Below are 21186 nucleotides of genomic sequence, written 5' to 3'. Positions count from 1 at the left end.
TACAATAAAAATCTTTTTTATAAACATATCCTCTCAAACCCTGTTTTCCCAATCTTCGCTGCATATTCCGGAAAAGCGCTAGGCCACATATTGGGACCTACTAGGTTATAAACTTTGCGAGCAGAAGCGATAAGATAATAGTCGAGAAACATTTTTAAATTTTCATCATCAGCCGTTTGACCAGCGGTGTCGATATGTCTCACCTCGCCCGGTACTACGTATGCATCGGGAAAAGTTTGTTGCATAGCGTAGATAAAAGTCATACTATCGGAGGCAAGCATCAAACGGCATGGTTTCTTGGCTTGCTCCAAATGGATGATACGTCCTATTTCTTCTTGACATAGGGCTATAAGTTGGCACTTATCACCATCAGATAGCTCAGAATTGATTGCCGTTTCTACTTTATCTCCAAGTAGATTGAGGAAACGAGTGTGTATCACAATATATTCTTTGCCTATCTCAGCTCTATATTTATCAATATATTGCTGTAACCGAGGTGTAGGTTTGAAGAGTTCACAATATAGGTTTCCCCATTCATAATCTGTATTATAATACTTATTTACCTCCTCCAAAGAATTATAGCCATAATAAAAATGAGTCTCCTGATGGCGATTTTTCAGCAATCTAGATGGATTATCTATCTCACCATAAGCTATTACAGGTCTACTTACAGGATAACTATAGTAAATTTCTTCATCAGCTATCCTCCAATCGTACGTATTAGGCTCAAGATACTCCTCTAAACGAAATGGATATGTAAAATGCAACTTAAATTTCTTACCTTGTTTCTTGGCTATAGCGTAGATGGTAATCATACCCTTCAGCCGATCAAACATTCCCCCATGAGGTATCACGCCATCTACCATGAATATATATATATCCTCCCTTTTCACACAAAAAGAGCAAGGACGATAACGATGCCAAATCATTCTCGGCTCACGCACTAATATATCATAGATACGTACTAATAAGGAATGAATTTTCTTATCCATCTATCAAATATCTATACTCACAAAATATAGAGAATCAACCTATACCTACCAAATGTAGCATTCTATATAAGAGCTCATTTTCTAAACTCGGCGCATGATAAGCTGAAAATGGGGTAAATATTAAGATAAAAATATAGAAATAGGATGAGTTCAATAATCTTATATCATCTATCTTCTTCTGAATTATCTCAGAAAATCTTACTATTGGAACTATTTCAATATTTTTAAATATATGATATAGGAAGAATGTCGTAATTACCATATATGGTAAAGTTCTTCCCCAATCGCACGACAGTATTGTATACATGGGAAGGAGGAAAATAAATTGCACAATTAAAATATTACTTAATGCTATAGTATCTACCTGTCCTAATTTCCAAAAACGTGGATTAGCTGTATTGACTCTTGTCACTAAATAATATAAGCTAAACAAATTTAAAAAGACAAATGGGGTCTTCAACAAAGATGGTGGTATCCCTAAATAAGACCAACTTAAATGATTTTTAAAAGTTTCAATGGCATTCCATCCTAATGCAGCAACTCCTAAACCAATTTGAGAAACCTCCTGTCCCCCATTGTCTGGATAGGAATTAATTGACGAGGCCCATGAATTCCATATCTTTTGAGCCATTATTGAATCCCCTTTGTATTTTATCACCATAATAAACACGACTACACATGGAATAAAATACAAAATTCGATACAAAATATTCTTATCCTTTTTATCCCAATAGTACCACCCAAATAAAGCAAGAAATGGAAACGTAAAAAAGAAAGATGCTTCGTGTATAAGTAACATTATTACAGAAGACAATAAGAATACTAATCCCCACCTCCACGAAGTACTCTTTGTTATCAACTTATGAAAACTATAAAATAACACATAAGCAAATAACAAAAGCAAGAAATCTTTCCGCGCATTAGTGCTGAATAGTGTAAAATTAAAGAAGCAACCTATTGGAAGTAATAGCAAAGAAAGTTTTTCTTTCCAAAACACCCGAATAACCAAAATTAAGATTAAAATGGAACTTAGAAATATTATCATTCTTATACCCATAAGCAGATTAAAAGGATGAATATTATATAAAAACCAAAGAACCTGGCCACTCAATCCTCTTCTAACAAACCCTCCAGCATAATTAATCATCCATTCACTTACTCCCCATTCTGTATAAGTTAAAGGCGTAGTAAACAGGCTATATAATCTTACCAAAAACACCATTGCTAGTATAAAGAACACTAAACATGGCAAATTAAAATATCTTTTAAACCAAATACGAATCATCCTTGAATAATACAACTAGCTATTAGACTTTCCCAAACAGCATACTGTTAATAATCTTATTCCTCTCCAATAATCTGACGATTCCATAACACAAAAACATGAGCACACATCCTAACAATGGGGTAATTATCCAATCTAAAATTTGCAGACTACATCTAGCATTGGGATTAATATGTAGATAATGATTAATAATTCTTTCTATCACAATTGATTGTACAACATAAATTCCCAAGGTATAACGCCCTAAAATCGAAATATTGTAAACAAAACACCCCTCTCTATTACTATTTAACACATACTTAGAAGCACCGATAACACTTATGCTACCAATAAGCCCTGTTAGTATCTGAATAATAACAACCCAATAATTATTGATGATATAATTATAAGTCAATTGTTCGGGAGCATCGTCATAACCCAAATAAATAAAAATACAGAACAAGACAATACCAACAATTGTCAGTGATTGATAATTTCTAGTAAACCAATCCAAATACTTCCGCAGAAAATAACCTGCCCAAAACATAATTAGCAGAAAATTGACTTGTAAGAAACTACCCTTCGGAATAAGAAGCAAGATTATACATGAAAAAAGACAAGTCATGGCATCCGACAATCGCAATTGTTTAAACACAGCAACAATGAGATAACAGATAAATAATGTTTTAAGGAACCATAATCCTCCTATAATTTCCATCACCACATCAACTTTACTATTTAATAAAAATTCAATCACACATATTAGTAGAATACCACTCATAGTGGGTAACAGTAATTGTTTAGCTTTCTTAACCAATATATCACATAACGGAAGCATAAGCGAGTGGTGAGAAAAATAGCCACATATCATCATAAATAATGGCATGTAAAATGTAGAAAAAATGGGCCTAAAAGAACTTGCATTTCCTATTGTCATTTCATAAGAATGAGCTATACAAACTAAGGCCATTGCAATAGCTTTTGCCAAATCCATACTCATATCACGTTGCGCTACCATGTATTTTTGTATGATTACCCTATTCTTCACACACTTAGTAATATAATCTACCCTCCCTTATCAGCATCCTCTAATACCACTAGCTTTCCTTTTTGGGCCACAAGCTTGTACTCCAAAAACAGAAAAAAATAAAATGGGAAATGGATTTTCGCAATATCCAGCAAGTAAATAAACAGATGGTTTCCTTGATTTTATGAGACGAGGCTCCCCTCCTTCATACAAATAGCATGGAGGTTAATATAACGCTACGATAAACGCGCTACTCCAGAGAACTCGTCTCCACATCTGAGCCTGTTATAACTCGCAGAGAACGCACCATTAAAGACAGTCCTATTTGACGTACAAAGATATATATTTTTTATGAAAATATTGCAATGATTACACATCTTTTATAATATAGGGAAAAAAGAGACTAAAAATGAGGGATTAAGGCTGAAACGATCGTGGTTCTTCAAACAAAAATCTGCATGTAGGGGCGAGTTGGATTCACCCACACAAACAATGATATTAAGTGTATGATAATAGGCGTAAGCAGGCGGCAATCATCGCTCTTTGTATCCAACTTCTCACTTCTTGCTACCAAATCAATAGCTCACGAACTTAACAATTCACACACTTATTTCGCTGCAGAACTTTGGCAACACTGCTGCCCCGCCCTAACAACAATGCTGCCGAGTCTTTACAGCATTCTTGTAAAGACTCGACAGCAAATCAAGTGAAGTTGTAATATTATGCTATTTGCATCTTCATACGTCCTTGATAATCCACAATAAGTTCAACAACATAACTACTTGGACTATCAGGAATACAAACAGAAGCTGAGAAATGAAGCCCTTCGGAGTCGGACTTCACATATACAATATCGCTCAATACGCTTTGCCTGAGCGCCTGTTCAGGAACTTTCAAACTAAAATCTTGTTTACGAAAATCACGCGAATAGAGTCGACGATTACCATTGAAGACACCTAGATGAACAATATTGTCGTAGTAAACATTCTCCACTTCTACCCCATCATCGTTGAATGAACTCTTAACCACTTTATAGGATGTGGGATTCACCTGCACATAATAATGATACCGCTCATCAGCATGCATCACTATCGAGTCGCGCTTAATAAGTCGTTGTTGGTTGAGCACAACCACTTTCTTGGTTTGAAAGAACCGCAGATAAGCACTATCCGTCGTCTTCTGCAACGTAATCACGTCGCCCACCTGATTCCGAAAGACGAATAAATGAGCCACTTGCTTAACGATTGGGTAACTCACCACATTTGTTCCACGGAGTACCAACGTATCTTTTACCACTTGGAAATAAACAGGCATTGAAGTAGAATCAGGATAATAGATGGTATCACCTTTCACTCTAAAAGCCGGCTCATCTTCATCTTCGTTCACCCAAACACCCTGCAACATCTTCTTTGCTACACGATTTTCCACCGCCATAGCTTTCTGCCCTCTTTCTTTACAAGATGATACCAAGAGTAGTAAGGTCAGCAATACAGCGCTCGCGAGAATGTAAGTGATATTAATTTGCCTATGCATATTAGTCTAAAATTCTATTCTCAAATTCATTCAATAGCATTTCATACCGCGTATATCAATCAAACAACACGGCATCTTTCAAACTGCTAGCCTTCAAATCTTTCTCCGACGTCAGCACATCTTTCTTATCTATAGGCCATTGCAAGTTGAGTGCTTCATCATTCCACCGTATACCAGCTTCATGTTCAGGTGCATAAATATTATCTACTTTATAAGTAAAGACAGCCTCATCACTCAATACCAAGAAGCCATGGGCAAAGCCACGCGGAATAAAAAGTTGTTGTTTGTTCTCTTCACTCAATTCCACCATCACATGTTTGCCGAAAGTAGGTGAACTACGACGAATATCTACAGCCACATCGAGCACACGACCACGAATCACACGCACCAATTTGGCTTGCGAATATTCACCTTTCTGGTAATGTAATCCTCTTAAAACGCCATAAGACGACTTAGATTCATTATCCTGAATAAAGTCCACTTGTCCCACATGCTCATTGAATTCCGCTAGCTTCCACGCCTCGTAAAAATAGCCGCGAGCATCGTTAAACACCTTCGGTTTGATGATAAAGACTCCTTTTATCTCGGTCTCTTGATATTCCATAATTTAACTACATTGTCCAAACGTTGCTATAATGCCTCACCTCAGAATCATCAGGAGTTAGACACTTAATAGATGTCGCAGTACTAGGTGGAGTTTATTGACATTTGCCTGTCGACTCCTCTCCTCCTAGAGAATTTAACTTCCGTTACCTTCCACTAACTTCCAAAGTTACGAAGTAACAAGCTTACTACAGCAATTGTAACAACGCAAAGATACTACAAATAAAATTGACGACAAAAGATTATTCAGAAAATGACGAAACTATTTTTGCTTGATTCACTTGTCTTTCTCGTAATAAATTGGTAATTTTGCAAACGTGCTAGGAATTGAAAGACATATAGAGATTCTATTGCTGAACAATGATTGTGTGATAATCCCCGGATTCGGTGGATTTATGGCACATCATGTGGAAGCAAGGTATGACGAGGGAGACGGTGTTTTCCTCCCCCCTTCGCGTACAGTAGGATTTAATCCGCAACTCAAATTGAACGATTCGCTTCTAGCACAGTCGTATATTGAGGCATACGACATCAGTTACCCGGAGGCATTAGACCGAATCCAGCAGGAAGTAGCAGAACTTCGGCTCATCCTTGACAACCAAGGAGAATATGAATTCAATGATATTGGTACCCTTTCATTAGATAAAGACGGGCACCTCCAGTTTACTCCTTGCGAAGCAGGTATTCTCACGCCTAGTTTATATGGATTGAGTTCGTTCCAAATGAGAGCCTTGGGACAACAGAAAACTCAGACAGAAGAGGCTGCCATTATTCCACTCAAACCAATGTCGGGAGATGTTGGCACACGCCATTTGTCCGAGACTTCCACTGTCATAGCAGAAGATGAGGAGGAAAAAGTTGTCAGTATCAAGGTTAGCATCCTACGTAATATTGCAGCGGCATGCATCATATTGATGGCATTCTTGCTCATTCCGGCTCCGCTCAACAACGATAAGATGCTGTCGAACGCAACTCCCGATACGAGTCTGTTACTCAAGATTATGCCTAGCGATATGACTATTGGCGACATAAACAGCAAGTCCCTTATCACTCCAAAAAACATCCAAGAAGCCGTAGCAAAAGCTGCCGATTCAATTTCCACAGCCTCGCGAGTTCGCGAAAACAAAGCCACTGATGTACCATATTATAGTTTGGTATTAGCCAGCAAAGTGACTCGACACAACGCTGAGGCTTATGTAGCTCGCCTCAAAGCGGCAGGATACAAAGAAGCAAGCGTACTGGAGAAGAGACAAAACCGAAAAGTAGTCTACGGCAAATACGCTACAGAGCAAGAAGCTCGTCAAGCTATGAACAAACTCAACGACAATAGTGAGTTTGCAGATTGTTGGATTAGTAAAATCAACTAAATGAAGAGAGTACGCTGTCCTAAATGCGACAACTTTATCATATTCGACGAGACCAAATACCAGACAGGACAATCCTTGGTATTTGAGTGTCCGCAATGTGGCAAGCAATTCAGTATCCGAATGGGCGTTTCTAAATTAAGAAAGACCCAAAAAGAAGAATCCAACACCGACGAAGTTCCCACCGGAGAATACGGAACCTTAACCGTCATCGAGAATGTATTCCATTACAAACAGGTCATTCCTCTACGAATGGGCGACAACGTACTGGGGCGATACATGAAAGGCAGTAAAACCAATTGCCCCATCGAAACTGTTGACCCTAGTATTGATATGAACCATTGTGTCGTAACGGTCAGCAGAGACAAGAAAGGCAAGCTGAAATACGTGCTAAGAGATGGCCCCAGTTACACCGGAACATTCGTAGACAACGAAATATTGGGCGACAAGGAGCGTCGAATATTAGAAGATGGGAGTCTCTTTACCATCGGCGCCACAAGCATCATATTGCATACTCCCGAAACAACAGAATAATAGCTATTTCCGATTTTACAATGCATATTTATTCCATCCGGATATGATATTCGGCTGATGTATCTATTTTTTCATTTTTCAATTATCGATTATCAATTTAATATGCTACCTTTGCATAAGATAGGCTGCACTCGGTAATACGTGAGTAAACTCACATTACACTCATTGGCACTATCATTGCATAAGATAGGCTGCATAGCCTTGCAAGGCTAAAGTGCATAAGCTTATTTACGGTATAAATTGAATAATTGAGGATGAAACCGACGGCTATATTGCTCCTTCACTGCCCTGACAAACAGGGGATCATCTCCGAGGTCACTAAGTTCATCACTGATAACAAGGGAAACATTGTGTACCTTGACCAGTATGTGGATCGTGAAGATGGTATGTTCTTCATGCGCATAGAATGGGAATTGGATAACTTCGTGATTCCTAGGGCAAAGATAGAAGACTATATTTCCACTCTATATGCTCAACGCTACCAAATGGGATTCAACCTATACTTCAATGACGAGCGTCCGAGAATGGCAATCTTTGTCAGTAAGATGAGCCATTGCCTATACGACTTGCTTGCTCGGTACAAAGCCGGTGAGTGGAACGTAGAGATACCTTGCATCGTAAGCAATCACGAAGACCTGAGATATGTAGCCGAACAGTTTGATATTCCCTACCATGTATGGGCTATCAAGAAAGACCACAGCAACAAAGAAGAGGTGGAGAAAGCCGAAATGGAGTTGCTCAAAAAGGAGAAAGTGACATTCATCGTGTTGGCTCGTTACATGCAAATCATCACCGACAACATGATTCAGGCCTACCCTAACAAGATAATCAACATCCATCACTCGTTCTTGCCGGCGTTCATCGGTGCGCGTCCCTACCATCAAGCATGGGAGCGCGGAGTGAAAATCATTGGCGCGACCAGTCACTATGTTACCACAGAATTAGATGCCAGTCCCATCATCGAGCAGGATGTGACGCGCATTACGCACAAAGACACGCCCGAAAGTCTGGTATTAAAAGGCAAAGACTTGGAGAAGATAGTACTCTCTAGAGCCGTGACCAAACATATAGAGCGTAAGATATTGACCTATCACAACAAGACCATCATCTTCAGTTAAACAAGAAACAACATGCAGATAGCAATCGTAAAATACAATGCCGGCAATATCTACTCGGTCGTCAATGCCATGTTAAGATTGGGAATAAGACCAACCTTAACCGACGACATAGAGGAATTGCAACGCGCCGACGGAGTACTCTTCCCCGGACAGGGCGAAGCTCATCATGCCATGGCTTATCTGCGAGAACATAAATTGGATCAAGTCATTGCAAATCTAAAGCAACCAGTATTGGGTATTTGTATCGGTCAACAACTGCTCTGTAAACACTCTGAAGAGGGAGATACCGACTGTATCGGTGTATTCGATGCCAAAGTAAAGCGTTTTACACCTACTCGGCACGAGGATAAAGTGCCGGCCATCGGATGGAATGAGATTTACGACTTGAAGTCGGAACTATATACCGACATACCAGAACATCCGTATACCTACTTCGTACATAGCTACTATGTACCTCTTTGCAAGCATACGATAGCCACAGCTGACTATGTCCAGCCTTTCAGTGCATCCATGCACAAGGACAACTTCTATGCCACCCAGTTCCATCCGGAGAAAAGTGGTAATGTGGGGGCACAGATATTAAAGAATTTCATTGATATTGTAAGAAGATGAACATCGAACTAATTCCTGCCATAGACCTCATCGAAGGACAGTGTGTAAGACTGACCCAAGGAGATTATGCCCGTAAAACGGTGTATGAAAGTGACCCGGTAAAGGTAGCTAAGGGCTTTGAATCGATGGGATTCAAGCGATTGCATATCGTGGATTTGGACGGGGCAAAGTCTAAACACATCGTCAACTCTGAAACACTCAAAGCTATTACGACAGCCACAAAGCTGAAAGTCGACTTCGGAGGTGGCATCAAGACCGATGAAGATATTCAGACTGCATTTGCTTGTGGGGCTGAAATAGTGACCGTGGGGTCTATTGCCGTGACCCAACCGGAATTGTTTTTGCAATGGTTGGACAAATATGGAGCCGACAAACTCATACTGGGCGCCGACGTCAGACATGGAAAAGTATCCATCAATGGATGGAAAGAAGATTCAGAAATGGAGTTGTTGCCATTCCTAAAGACCTATACCGACCATGGTGTGAAGAACGTACTATGCACGGAAATCAGCAAAGACGGGACACTTGCTGGGCCGGCCACGGAGCTATATCAACAGATAATGGCAACCTATCCACAGTTGCATCTCATTGCAAGTGGCGGTATTTCGGACAACCAAGACATCATGGAACTCGACAAAGCCGGTATCCCTGCAGTGGTATTCGGCAAAGCCTTCTATGAAGGACGAATTGATATACAAGAACTAAACCGCATGATAAGCGTATGACAAATAGAGGATTGGCCAAGCGAATCATCCCCTGTCTTGATGTAAAGAACGGAGAAACGGTTAAAGGAATCAACTTCGTGAATCTGCGGAGTGCCGGTGATCCGGTTGAACTAGGCAAGGCTTACAGCAATGCGGGAGCCGACGAACTCGTCTTTCTAGACATCACGGCAAGTTTCGAAGGCCGAAAGACATTTACCGAAATGGTGACACGGGTGGCTCGTGAAATCAATATACCTTTCACGGTTGGTGGAGGTATCAACGAATTGAAGGATGTAGACAGGCTCCTCAACGCTGGAGCCGACAAGGTAAGTATCAATAGTGCCGCCCTCGCCCACCCCGAACTCATCGAAGAGATAGCCCATAACTACGGTTCACAAGTATGCGTCTGCGCCATAGATGCACGGCTGGACGAAGACGGATGGCACTGTTATACGCATGGCGGAAGGGGTCGTACCGAGCGCGGATTGATAGAATGGGCACAAGAAGCTGCCGATAGAGGAGCCGGAGAGATACTCTTCACGAGCATGAACCACGACGGAGTGAAACAGGGATTCGCCAATGAAGCACTAGCAAAGTTGAGCGAAGAGGTCAATATACCGGTCATTGCGAGTGGTGGAGCAGGCACAATGGAACATTTCAGAGATGCTTTCATCAGCGGTAAAGCCGATGCTGCGCTGGCTGCCAGTGTATTCCATTTCGGCGAAATCAAGATACCGGCACTGAAAGAATACTTATCCCAAAGGGACATCAATATAAGATTATAAAGAAATAAAAACAAGATTAAGATATGACAGAGATAGACTTTGAGAAGCTAAACGGCCTTGTGCCGGCTATTATACAAGACGCTATAACCCACAAAGTACTGATGTTGGGATTCATGAATAAAGAGGCCTACGAGAAAACATTAGAATCTAAAAAGGTGACTTTTTGGAGTAGGACTTGCAACTGCCTGTGGACAAAGGGCGAAACATCGGGAAATTACCTAAACGTAGTGAGCATCAAAAACGATTGTGACAACGATACGTTGCTCATCATGGTGCATCCACAGGGACCAACTTGCCACAAAGGAACCGACACTTGTTGGGGAGAAGACAACAACGCAAATCCCCTACTCTTCTTGACAGAGTTGCAAGACTTCATAGAGAAACGCCATGAAGAGATGCCAGAAGGCTCATATACCACCAGTCTATTTAAGGATGGACTGAACCGCATGGCTCAGAAAGTGGGCGAAGAAGCTTTGGAAGCCGTCATCGAAGCAACCAATGGAGAGGATTCACGCCTCATCTATGAGAGCGCAGATATGTTCTATCACCTCATCGTATTACTGACAAGCAAGGGGTTAAGAATTGAGGATATTGCCAAAGAGTTGCAAGTTCGCCATGATCCTAACTGGCATAAACACGATTAAAACTAACGGATGATGTTAATAGATTACCAAAACATAAATGTATATCAAGCCGACAACCTCGTTCTACAAGATGTAAACTTGCAAGTGAATGAGGGAGAATTCATCTATATAATAGGTAAGGTAGGAACCGGTAAAAGTTCTTTGCTGAAGTCATTATACTGTGAACTCGACTTAGAACAGGAAAACGAAAACCAGAAAGCAGAAGTGCTTGGTCGAAACCTATTTGATTTGAAGAGGAAAGAAGTACCGGCATTGCGTAGAGACTTAGGCATTATCTTTCAAGATTTCCAGCTGTTGCACGACCGAAGTGTACGCAGAAACCTCCGCTTTGTACTTGAAGCTACAGGCTGGAAAGGCAAAGATGAAATCAACAAACGCATCGAAAGCGTGCTGAAAGAAGTGGGTATGCAAGACAAAATAGACAAGATGCCACACGAGTTATCCGGTGGCGAGCAGCAACGCATTGCCATTGCGCGTGCCATTCTGAACCAGCCAAAGATGATTATTGCCGACGAACCGACCGGTAACTTGGATGCAGAGACGGCCGGAAACATCGTGTCGCTGCTGAAAGACATTACAGGTACGGGGGCAGCAGTTATCATGACGACGCATAATATTTCTATGCTAGACCAGTTCCCCGGCATCGTATATCAATGTAAGGACAAAACTTTACAAGATGTAACAGGCGAACACAACCAGCTTGACCTTATCAACGATGAAGAGGAAGAAAACGAAATAGCTGACCATACAGAATCGGCCAAACCAGAATAAGAATTAGATAATCCATCAACAAAATAATTGCGGTATGAAAGTAATGAAATTTGGAGGAACTTCCGTTGGCTCACCCGAACGTATGAAGAATGTCGCCTCATTAATCACAGAATCAGGGGAACCCACCTTTGTCGTATTATCTGCTATGAGCGGAACTACTAATTCGCTCATTGAAATCAGCAATTACTTATATAAAAAGAACCCCGAAGGCGCAAACGAAGTCATCAATGCACTGGAAAGAAAGTATGCCCAGCATGTAGAAGAACTATATACTACAGCAGAAAAGAAGACCCAAACCGCTGATTTCTTGCACGAAGAGTTTGAATATCTACGTTCTTTCACCAAGGATTTGTTCACAAGTTTCGAGGAAAAGAACATTGTTGCTCAAGGTGAAATCATGAGTACCAACATGGTAGTAAACTATCTTCAGGAGACAGGGGTAAAGGCTAAACTCATTAGTGCGCTTGATTTCATGCGCACAGATAAAAACTCTGAGCCAGATCCACAATATATAAAGGAGAAGTTAACAGAGATTATGGCGAATAATCCGGGCTACCAAATCTACATTACACAGGGCTTCATCTGCCGCAATGCATATGGAGAAGTAGACAATTTGGAACGTGGTGGCTCTGACTATACAGCTTCGTTGATTGGCGCAGCATTGCCGGCAGAGGAGATACAGATATGGACCGACATCGACGGCATGCACAATAACGACCCTCGTATCGTCGAGAGAACAGAGGCAGTAAGGCAGTTGAACTTTGAAGAAGCAGCTGAATTGGCTTACTTTGGAGCCAAGATTCTTCACCCCACTTGCATTCAACCGGCTAAATATGCAGGTATTCCCGTTCGCTTAAAGAACACAATGGCCCCGAATGCAGAGGGTACTATCATTGATAATGTCATCGTTAGAAGCAAGATTAAGGCCGTAGCTGCGAAAGATAATATCACTGCTGTCAAGATAAAATCGAGCCGAATGCTGCTAGCTACAGGCTTCTTAAGAAAGGTATTTGAGATTTTCGAGAGCTATCAAACGCCTATTGATATGATTACAACATCAGAAGTAGGAGTATCAATGAGCGTGGATAATCCTACTCATCTCAATGAGATCGTAGACGAACTCAAGAAGTATGGCACTGTCACAGTGGATTCCGATATGTGTATTATCTGCGTGGTCGGCGATCTTGACTGGAGTAATGTCGGCTTTGAGACAGTGGCATTGGATGCTATGAAAGACATTCCTGTGCGCATGATTTCATACGGTGGCTCAAACTACAATATCTCTTTCTTAATTCGTGAAGCTGATAAGAAGAGAGCATTGCAGAATCTCAGCCGCACTCTTTTCGAAGCATAAGAAGATTATTTTTAAGAGTGTGTACCGCTCAAGTACACACTCTCCTTTCAATACAAGACACTATGAGTAAAGGAATATTTCCTATTGACAAGTTTCAAAAGATTCCAACTCCATTTTATTATTATGATACTGCGGTCTTGAGAAAGACCTTAGATACCATCAAAGAAGAAGCTGGCAAGCACGCCAACTTCATAGTTCACTATGCAGTCAAAGCCAATGCCAATGCCAAAATATTGAAGATCATTTGCCAATCTGGCTTGGGAGCCGACTGTGTGAGTGGTGGTGAAATAAGAGCAGCGATTCAATCGGGCTTTTCTCCTGTTCATATTGTCTATGCAGGTGTGGGTAAAAGCGATTGGGAAATAGAACTCGGACTCGACCATGACATCTATTGTTTCAATGTAGAGAGCATCCCGGAGTTGATGGTCATTAATGAAATTGCCGAACAGAAGGGCAAGATTGCCAAGGTAGCATTCCGTATTAATCCCAATGTTGGGGCACATACGCATGCCAATATTACCACCGGACTTGCCGAAAACAAGTTTGGTATCGCCATGGAGGATATGGAATACGTAATAACTGAGGCCAAGAAACTCAAGAATATCAAGTTCATAGGTCTACATTTCCATATCGGGTCTCAGATATTAGAGATGTCCGACTTCATCGCACTATGCGATAGAATCAACCAATTGCAATCTCAATTGGAAGAACATCACATCGTTGTAGAAAATATCAACGTCGGAGGTGGTTTGGGAATCGACTACGATAATCCCAATGAGAACCCGATTCCTGATTTCAAATCATATTTCGATACCTACGCTAAACATTTGGAATTACGTGCAGGACAGCAAGTACACTTTGAATTAGGACGTGCGGTTGTAGGCCAATGCGGTTCACTCATCACCAAGACACTGTATATCAAACAAGGTACATACAAACAGTTTGCCATTGTGGATGCCGGCATGACCGACCTCATCCGCCCAGCCTTGTATCAAGCTTCGCATAAAATAGAGAATCTCAGCAGCGAAGATAAAGTCGAAACATACGATATTGTGGGACCTATTTGCGAATCCAGCGATGTGTTTGCCAAGGCTATTAAGCTCAACGCATGCCACCGTGGCGACCTGATAGCGCTCAGAAGTGCGGGGGCTTATGGCGAAATTATGGCCAACCAATACAATTGTCGCACACTCCCTCAAGGTTATCTTACTGAAGATTTGTAATTCTATAGACTATCATGCTTACTCTCCTGACCACTATATATATTGGAGGAACCCTCATTTTATTATCTGTTATTGCATCGTTGGCAAGTCCTTTTCTTCGCAAATTGACCATCAATACCGAAGAAGACGATTTGTCCGGTGAGCAAAAACAGCCTTTACCGGGAATCAGTATCATTATTCCGGCTCATAAAGGAGCTGCTTTCTTAGAAGAAAACCTCCCCTATTTCTTACAACAACAATATACCTCACCTTTCCAAGTGGTGGTGGTGGCTGAGAAGGGAGATACAGATACAGAAGATGTACTCAAGAGATTAGGAGCCAGCGACAAACTCTATGCCACCTTCCTTCCCATGTCTTCCCGGTACATGAGCAGACGAAAACTTGCCATAACCGTCGGTGTTAAGGCCGCTAAATACGAATGGTGCCTATTAACCGAGGCTAGTTGCAGACCCGATAGTGACTTTTGGCTTGCTTCAATGGCCACCGCCATGCACGAAGATAAAGCTATCGCGATGGGATATACTCACTTCCCCGACGACAAAGTAACCGACTATCAACACTTCCAACACTTCTCTAAAGCTAGACAGATGTTCCGTTCCATACAACGTGGACATAGCTATGGATGTAATTGTGCGAATCTAGCATTCCGTAAAACAGTCTTTATGGAAGGCAATGGATTCCTTGGCAATCTTCATTTAATACGTGGAGAGTATGATTTTATCGTCAACAAATTCTCCACAGAAGACAACTCTTCCTTAGCAATCTCGCCAACTTGTTGGCTCACCGATATGGACGTGAGTCCCAAAACATGGACCAACAACCGGCTTTTCTATCGTGAATCAAAGAAATATATGCGTGGAAGTTTCAGATATAAATTTCCTATATTCATGGACAATCTGTTGCTTCACTTCTGTTTTTTGGCTAATATTGCATCTATCATCTATGCATCTATCATCAATAATTGGATATTGCTGGGTGCCTCTATCACTGCTTTATTCATCTTGTTTATTTGGCGTACACTCGCCTGCTCTAGCGCTTTAGCTAAATTCAGTACCCATATTTCCCCATTCAAACTCTTTTTCTTCCAGTTGAGAAGTGTATGGACAAACTGTCGATACGCCATCAAACATCACTTTGCTGACAAATACGAATTTACAAGTCATAAACTATGAGAATACAGGTCGTAACAAGTTCTGTTATTAAAAGGGAATCTCTCGCTGCACAATACATCTCTACGATACAGCATGAGTTATCCCGTGAAGGTGTAAACTTCGCGGAAAGCAAGAACGTAGACCTTATTCATGTCATGGGAGAATTGGATTTTTCGAGGCTTCAATGTATCAAAACAGCTAATTCAAAATTGATTCCCATCCTCTATAGTCCACTGGCATCCATGGTTCCATGGCACCATTCCCCGCTTCAACATTCATTAAAACGACGCAATCTCACATTCCATGCCATGGGCAGACATGAGAAACAATACATCCAACAACGTTTCCAAACACATAAAGTATATCTGGTCAAAAACCCCATCATTACAAACGACGAAGCAAGCAACGACTTATACAGGCAATTATTAGACCTATATATAAAGGTAACAACCGCACACGATCAACAGATACGTAGCCAAATCAAGCAACAAGTTGATAAGTTTGATAGTACAGACTCACCAATACATAAACTATGTAGTGAGTTCTTGTACGCCCAATATTTATTCAATAGAGATGGGCTCACCCCCACTTTCGTCCAACAACTAACCAACGAGATGCTAACATCCGATTACGATGAAGACCGAATGGGCGAGATATTACAGCAATTAAAAATACATCCTTTTGTGGCAAGTCTTGAACAAGCCATGCTACAAGAGACTTCTCTCACCGAAGGATTCATTCCTATTCCGGCCATCAACGACCGAAGAGCACAAAAAATAGTAGAAATGATAACACAAAAATATTAAGCTAAAATGACAAAACAAGATACAATTAACAAGGACATGAGATATTTACAGCTGCTGGCGCAATCATTCCCGACAGTGGCTGAAGCCAGTACAGAGATTATAAACCTGCAAGCCATCTTGAATCTTCCGAAAGGAACGGAACATTTCTTAGCCGACATTCATGGTGAATATGAGGCTTTCCAGCACGTACTGAAGAATGCATCGGGTAACATCAAACGAAAAGTCAACGAGCTCTTTGGCAACTCTTTACGCGAATACGAGAAACGAGAACTTTGTACACTCATCTACTATCCGGAACAAAAATTGGAACTTGTCAAGTCCAAAGAGACGGATATCATTGACTGGTATAGAATCACCATCCACCAACTCGTGGCTGTATGCCGCGACGTATCAAGCAAATATACACGCTCGAAAGTAAGGAAATCATTACCAAACGGATTCTCTTACATCATTCAGGAACTCCTCCACGAGCGTACCGAAGACACAAATAAGACGGCATACGTCAATGTCATCATCGATACTATTATCTCTACGGGACGAGCCGACGACTTTATTATTGCCATCGCCAATGTCATTCAACGGCTAGCCATTGACCGCTTGCACATTCTCGGCGACATCTTCGACCGTGGTCCGGGTGCTCATATCATTCTCGACACCATGGCCTCGCGCCACAATTGGGACATGCAATGGGGCAACCACGATATACTTTGGATGGGAGCCTGTGCCGGAAACGATGCATGTATTTGCAATGTCATCCGGCTGTCTCTGCGCTATGCCAACCTGACAACACTGGAAGAGGGATACGGTATCAATCTTATCTCATTGGCTACATTTGCCATGGAGACTTATGGAGACGATGAATGCAAGGAGTTTATACCCAAACTGATAGGCGATAATAAGAATACTGATGATAAATCAGTGCGCCTCATGGCACTCATGCACAAAGCCATTGCCGTGCTACAGTTCAAAGCCGAGGCTCAACTCTTCGAACGAAATCCGTCATGGGACATGCAAGAGAGAGAGCTATTCAAAAACATCGACTACAAGAAAGGCACCATCATGCTCACCGGTAAAGAGTATCCACTAACCAGCAACAACTTCCCTACCATCGACCCGGAGCATCCGTGCGACATGACAGAAGAAGAAACTGCACTGATGAGCAAGCTACATCATTCGTTCATGGTGTGCGAAAAACTTCACAAACATATCCGCCTGCTCCTGCAGCATGGTTGTATGTATGCCATTTACAACAACAATTTACTCTTCCATGCTTCTATTCCGCTCAACGAAGATGGTAGTCTCAAGGACGTAGAAATAGCTAAAGGACAAGTATATCAAGGACGTGAGCTCATGCATCACACCGGAATGCTCATTCGTTCTGCATTCCAAAACGACACTCCGCCAGCCGAACGTCAATATGCTATCGACTATTTCCTCTATCTATGGTGCGGTCCCGATAGCCCACTCTTCGATAAAAGCAAAATGGCTACATTCGAACGATATTTCATCGAAGACAAAGCTACACACAAAGAAGAGAAAGGAAACTACTTCAAACTGAGGGATAGCGAGGCTGTAGCCGACCGAATACTGGATGCTTTCAGTGTAAATGGTACAAATAGGCACATCATCAACGGGCACGTACCGGTGCATGCCGGCAGCGGAGAAAATCCCATCAAGGCCAACGGAAAACTGATGGTGATAGATGGCGGCTTCTCAGAAGCATACCACAAAGAGACTGGTATAGCCGGATATACACTTGTATACCATAGCCGCGGACTCCAGTTGGTACAACACGAACCCTTCACGAGCGCAGCCGATGCAGTACAACGAGGAACCGATATCAAGAGCACAACGCAGATTGTTGAGCTAAGTAGTCAACGTATGCTGGTGGCTAATACTGACAAGGGCGAAGAGCTAAACCGCCAAATCAAAGATCTTGAGAAACTACTCTATGCTTATCGGCACGGTCTCATAACCGAAAGAGAGTCGAAATAAACATCATCCTAGTATAAAAGGTGGCAATAGCATATATGTTATTGCCACCTTTTTAATATTACAGTATAATATAGTTAACTTATATATAGGAATATAACAATTACTAAACAAGCCTACCTGTCTACTCGTCTACTTATCAACGACATTACTGCAAAGCCCCAACAACATTGCTGAAAAGTCCAAACAGTAAAACAGCAACGGCTTGACAGCGATTCTGCCAAGCCATTGCAATGATTCAACTAGATTGTACTTTATAAGAAATATAGAGTACAAAAACTATTCTAATGACTGCTTATACCAATCAAAAAGGCGTCGAACACCATCTTCTATCTCAACATGATGCTTCCAACCTAACTGATGTAGCTTCGACACATCAATTAATTTCCGTGGTGTTCCATCCGGATTTGAAGTATCAAAATACACTTCTCCCGTAAACCCGACAGTATCAACAACTAGTTGAGAAAGTTCTTTGATAGTAAGTTCTTTACCTGTTCCTACATTAATATGACAATTGCGAATTTCTCCCAATTGCGGTATTGCTCCACCTCTTATCATGTTCTATCATGATACGAATGAGTTCTTCAAAAGATGTCTTGGCAGGATTCCAACCTAATACAGTCTTTGCTTTTGTAGGATCACCCAGCAATTCCTCAACCTCAGCCGGGCGGAAATACTTGGGATCTACTTCTACCAACACTTTACCGGTAGCCTTGTCAATGCCCTTTTCATCAATACCTTCACCTTGCCATTCCAATTCTATTCCCACATGCCGGAATGAGATTGTAACAAATTCTCGGACGGTATGATATTCACCGGTAGCTATTACAAAATCGTCAGGCTGAGATTGTTGCAGCATCAACCACATACATTCCACATAATCCTTGGCATACCCCAGTCACGTCGAGCATCCAAATTCCCCAAATACAGTTTCTCTTGGTATCCTTGAACTATACGGCAAGCAGCCAAAGTAATCTTACGAGTAACAAAATTTTCACCTCTACGTTCGCTCTCATGATTGAAAAGAATACCATTGCAACAGTACATACCATAGCTCTCACGATAATTCTTCATAATCCAAAAGCCATACAATTTTGCTACACTGTAAGGTGAACGCGGATAAAAAGGCGTAGTTTCGCGCTGAGGAACCTCTTGTACCTTTCCAAACAGTTCTGATGTACTTGCTTGATAAATCTTACAAGTGTGCTCCAACCCACAAATACGTACGGCTTCTAAGAGTCTTAATACACCTATAGCATCTGTATCGGCCGTATATTCAGGCACGTCAAACGATACTTTCACATGACTTTGTGCCGCTAGATTGTAGATTTCAGTAGGCTTAGTCTCAGAAATGGCACGTATCAAAGATGAAGAATCGGTCATATCTGCCCAATGCAGATTGACAAGGCGTTGTTTCTTCATATCGCGAACCCATTCATCCAAGTATAAATGTTCTATACGTCCGGTATTGAAAGAAGAAGAACGACGTAGCAAGCCGTGCACTTCGTATCCCTTTGATATTAAAACTCTGCCAAATAACTGCCATCTTGGCCTGATATTCCTGTAATTTATGCTACTTTTTTATCCATCATTTATTATATTTTTACTCACTATACTGTTTGATTTTCTGCTCTTCAGATAGTTTACATATCAAGAGTGTATTGTCTTTCTCAGCTACAATATAGCCATCAAGTCCTTGGACGACAACCTTCTTTTCTTGCATAGTATGCACTATACAGTTGTGGCTATCAAAAAATCGAATATTTTCACCAATACCACAGTTTCCATATAAGTCTTTATTACTCTTCATCAAGAGACTCCCCCACGTACCTAAATCGCTCCAACCGAAGTTTGCCGGACACACGAAAATTTCTTCGGCTTTCTCCATGATAGCATAGTCAACGGAGATATTCTCACATTCTGCATAACGCTGATCAATGATTTCCTGTTCCTTAGGAGTTCCCAATACAGGCAGCATACTCTCAAACAACTTACCCATCGTGGGTTGATAAACTCTGAAAGCGTTGACTATCGTCTCTACACTCCACAAGAATATACCTGCATTCCAGTAATAGTTATTCTGTCGTATATATTCTGTTGCAGTCTGTAAATCTGGCTTTTCGCGGAACGAGTCAACACGGAATATCTCTTTATTACGCGGCGAACGTGCTGTCAAATCAGCTTGTATGTAGCCATAACCCGTCTCCGGACGGTCAGCTTTCATACCCAATGTGACAATAGCATCGGTCTCACTGGTAAACTGTAAACACGAAGAGATGACCCGTTGAAACTCTATGATATCGGTAACAATATGGTCGCTAGGCGATACGACGACATTTGCCTTGGAAGATTTGGCCTTGATACGCCAACTAACATAGGCAATACAAGGTGCCGTATTGCGCCGACAAGGCTCTAACAATATATTTTCTACCGGAACTTCAGGTAACTGTTCTTTAACAAGTGCTTCATACTTTCGATTCGTAACAACCCAAACATTCTCCGAAGGACAAAGGCCTTTAAAACGATCAAAAGTGAGTTGGAGCAGTGTTCTTCCTACGCCTAGAATATCTATAAACTGTTTTGGAAGTTCTTCGGTGCTCATTGGCCAAAATCGGCTTCCTACACCACCAGCCATAATGACTAAATGATTGTTTGCGATAACCATAAGATTAATTCTTCATTTTATATAGTTACAAATATAGGCAAAAT

19 protein-coding genes and 2 pseudogenes are annotated in these 21186 nt (G+C 41.4%); 13 read left to right on the top strand and 8 right to left on the bottom strand.

Annotated elements, in window-relative coordinates:
• Positions 1-17: 17 nt before the first annotated feature.
• The 5 genes from HMPREF0671_RS06105 to rfbC all read right to left on the bottom strand — a co-directional run bounded on the left by HMPREF0671_RS06105 (position 18) and on the right by rfbC (position 5420).
• Entirely contained in the window at positions 18-992 is a 975-nt protein-coding gene (locus tag HMPREF0671_RS06105) for a hypothetical protein (RefSeq protein ID WP_036898099.1), read from the bottom strand.
• A 34-nt stretch (positions 993-1026) separates the two neighbouring features.
• Positions 1027-2277 carry a hypothetical protein gene (locus HMPREF0671_RS06100; protein ID WP_156958379.1) on the bottom strand — a complete coding sequence of 417 codons (1251 nt, stop codon included), beginning with the start codon at positions 2275-2277 and terminating at the stop codon, positions 1027-1029.
• Positions 2278-2299: 22 nt separating this feature from the next.
• Positions 2300-3274: an acyltransferase family protein gene (locus HMPREF0671_RS06095; protein WP_156958378.1), complete on the bottom strand. Its 975-nt coding sequence runs from the start codon at positions 3272-3274 to the stop codon at positions 2300-2302.
• 729 nt (positions 3275-4003) lie between these two features.
• Positions 4004-4816 (bottom strand): DUF4738 domain-containing protein, encoded by an 813-nt coding sequence (locus HMPREF0671_RS06090; RefSeq protein ID WP_036898090.1) that lies wholly within the window; start codon positions 4814-4816, stop codon positions 4004-4006.
• 55 nt (positions 4817-4871) lie between these two features.
• Entirely contained in the window at positions 4872-5420 is a 549-nt protein-coding gene (rfbC, locus tag HMPREF0671_RS06085; RefSeq protein WP_036898086.1) for a dTDP-4-dehydrorhamnose 3,5-epimerase, read from the bottom strand.
• A 316-nt stretch (positions 5421-5736) separates the two neighbouring features.
• Between rfbC and HMPREF0671_RS06080 the strand changes: the two genes are divergently transcribed.
• The 13 genes from HMPREF0671_RS06080 to HMPREF0671_RS06020 all read left to right on the top strand — a co-directional run bounded on the left by HMPREF0671_RS06080 (position 5737) and on the right by HMPREF0671_RS06020 (position 18480).
• Positions 5737-6786 (top strand): SPOR domain-containing protein, encoded by a 1050-nt coding sequence (locus HMPREF0671_RS06080; protein WP_036898083.1) that lies wholly within the window; start codon positions 5737-5739, stop codon positions 6784-6786.
• A complete protein-coding gene (locus tag HMPREF0671_RS06075; RefSeq protein WP_036898080.1) occupies positions 6787-7317 on the top strand; it encodes an FHA domain-containing protein in 531 nt (176 codons plus the stop codon). It abuts the gene before it with no gap.
• Between the two features lie 254 nt (positions 7318-7571).
• Positions 7572-8435, top strand: a complete 864-nt coding sequence (gene purU, locus HMPREF0671_RS06070; protein WP_036898077.1) for a formyltetrahydrofolate deformylase — start codon at positions 7572-7574, stop codon at positions 8433-8435.
• A gap of 12 nt (positions 8436-8447) precedes the next feature.
• A complete protein-coding gene (gene hisH / locus HMPREF0671_RS06065) occupies positions 8448-9047 on the top strand; it encodes an imidazole glycerol phosphate synthase subunit HisH (RefSeq protein ID WP_036898074.1) in 600 nt (199 codons plus the stop codon).
• Positions 9044-9772 (top strand): 1-(5-phosphoribosyl)-5-[(5-phosphoribosylamino)methylideneamino]imidazole-4-carboxamide isomerase, encoded by a 729-nt coding sequence (hisA, locus tag HMPREF0671_RS06060; RefSeq protein ID WP_036898071.1) that lies wholly within the window; start codon positions 9044-9046, stop codon positions 9770-9772. Before hisH ends, hisA begins: the two co-directional genes overlap by 4 nt.
• Positions 9769-10536 (top strand): imidazole glycerol phosphate synthase subunit HisF, encoded by a 768-nt coding sequence (gene hisF, locus HMPREF0671_RS06055; protein ID WP_036898068.1) that lies wholly within the window; start codon positions 9769-9771, stop codon positions 10534-10536. Before hisA ends, hisF begins: the two co-directional genes overlap by 4 nt.
• A 23-nt stretch (positions 10537-10559) precedes the next feature.
• Positions 10560-11180: a bifunctional phosphoribosyl-AMP cyclohydrolase/phosphoribosyl-ATP diphosphatase HisIE gene (gene hisIE, locus HMPREF0671_RS06050; RefSeq protein ID WP_036898065.1), complete on the top strand. Its 621-nt coding sequence runs from the start codon at positions 10560-10562 to the stop codon at positions 11178-11180.
• A 12-nt stretch (positions 11181-11192) separates the two neighbouring features.
• A complete protein-coding gene (locus tag HMPREF0671_RS06045; RefSeq protein WP_052052887.1) occupies positions 11193-11951 on the top strand; it encodes a cell division ATP-binding protein FtsE in 759 nt (252 codons plus the stop codon).
• A gap of 34 nt (positions 11952-11985) precedes the next feature.
• Entirely contained in the window at positions 11986-13305 is a 1320-nt protein-coding gene (locus HMPREF0671_RS06040; protein WP_036898062.1) for an aspartate kinase, read from the top strand.
• A gap of 62 nt (positions 13306-13367) precedes the next feature.
• Entirely contained in the window at positions 13368-14528 is a 1161-nt protein-coding gene (gene lysA / locus HMPREF0671_RS06035) for a diaminopimelate decarboxylase (protein WP_036898059.1), read from the top strand.
• 80 nt (positions 14529-14608) lie between these two features.
• On the top strand, positions 14609-15700 hold the full coding sequence (locus HMPREF0671_RS06030; protein ID WP_197421717.1) for a glycosyltransferase: 1092 nt from the start codon (positions 14609-14611) through the stop codon (positions 15698-15700).
• Complete coding sequence (locus HMPREF0671_RS06025; RefSeq protein WP_036898051.1) at positions 15697-16485, top strand: hypothetical protein; 789 nt, start codon at positions 15697-15699, stop codon at positions 16483-16485. The genes HMPREF0671_RS06030 and HMPREF0671_RS06025 overlap by 4 nt, the downstream gene beginning before the upstream one ends.
• A 36-nt stretch (positions 16486-16521) precedes the next feature.
• Entirely contained in the window at positions 16522-18480 is a 1959-nt protein-coding gene (locus tag HMPREF0671_RS06020) for a fructose-1,6-bisphosphatase (RefSeq protein WP_369793931.1), read from the top strand.
• 276 nt (positions 18481-18756) lie between these two features.
• On the opposite strand, the pseudogene HMPREF0671_RS11975 reads toward HMPREF0671_RS06020, so the two are convergent.
• The 3 genes and pseudogenes from HMPREF0671_RS11975 to HMPREF0671_RS06010 all read right to left on the bottom strand — a co-directional run.
• A pseudogene (locus HMPREF0671_RS11975) lies at positions 18757-19029 on the bottom strand (GDP-L-fucose synthase); the annotation flags it as partial.
• A pseudogene (gmd, locus tag HMPREF0671_RS06015) lies at positions 18980-20045 on the bottom strand (GDP-mannose 4,6-dehydratase). The pseudogenes HMPREF0671_RS11975 and gmd, both read right to left, overlap by 50 nt.
• Before the next feature lie 35 nt (positions 20046-20080).
• Positions 20081-21142: a mannose-1-phosphate guanylyltransferase gene (locus tag HMPREF0671_RS06010; protein ID WP_036898046.1), complete on the bottom strand. Its 1062-nt coding sequence runs from the start codon at positions 21140-21142 to the stop codon at positions 20081-20083.
• Positions 21143-21186 lie beyond the last annotated feature (44 nt).

This window comes from Prevotella sp. S7 MS 2 (genome assembly GCF_000762865.1).
GTDB lineage: Bacteria > Bacteroidota > Bacteroidia > Bacteroidales > Bacteroidaceae > Prevotella.
The sequence above is the reverse complement of the archived record's forward strand: the minus strand, read 5'-3'. Positions and strand labels throughout refer to the sequence as shown.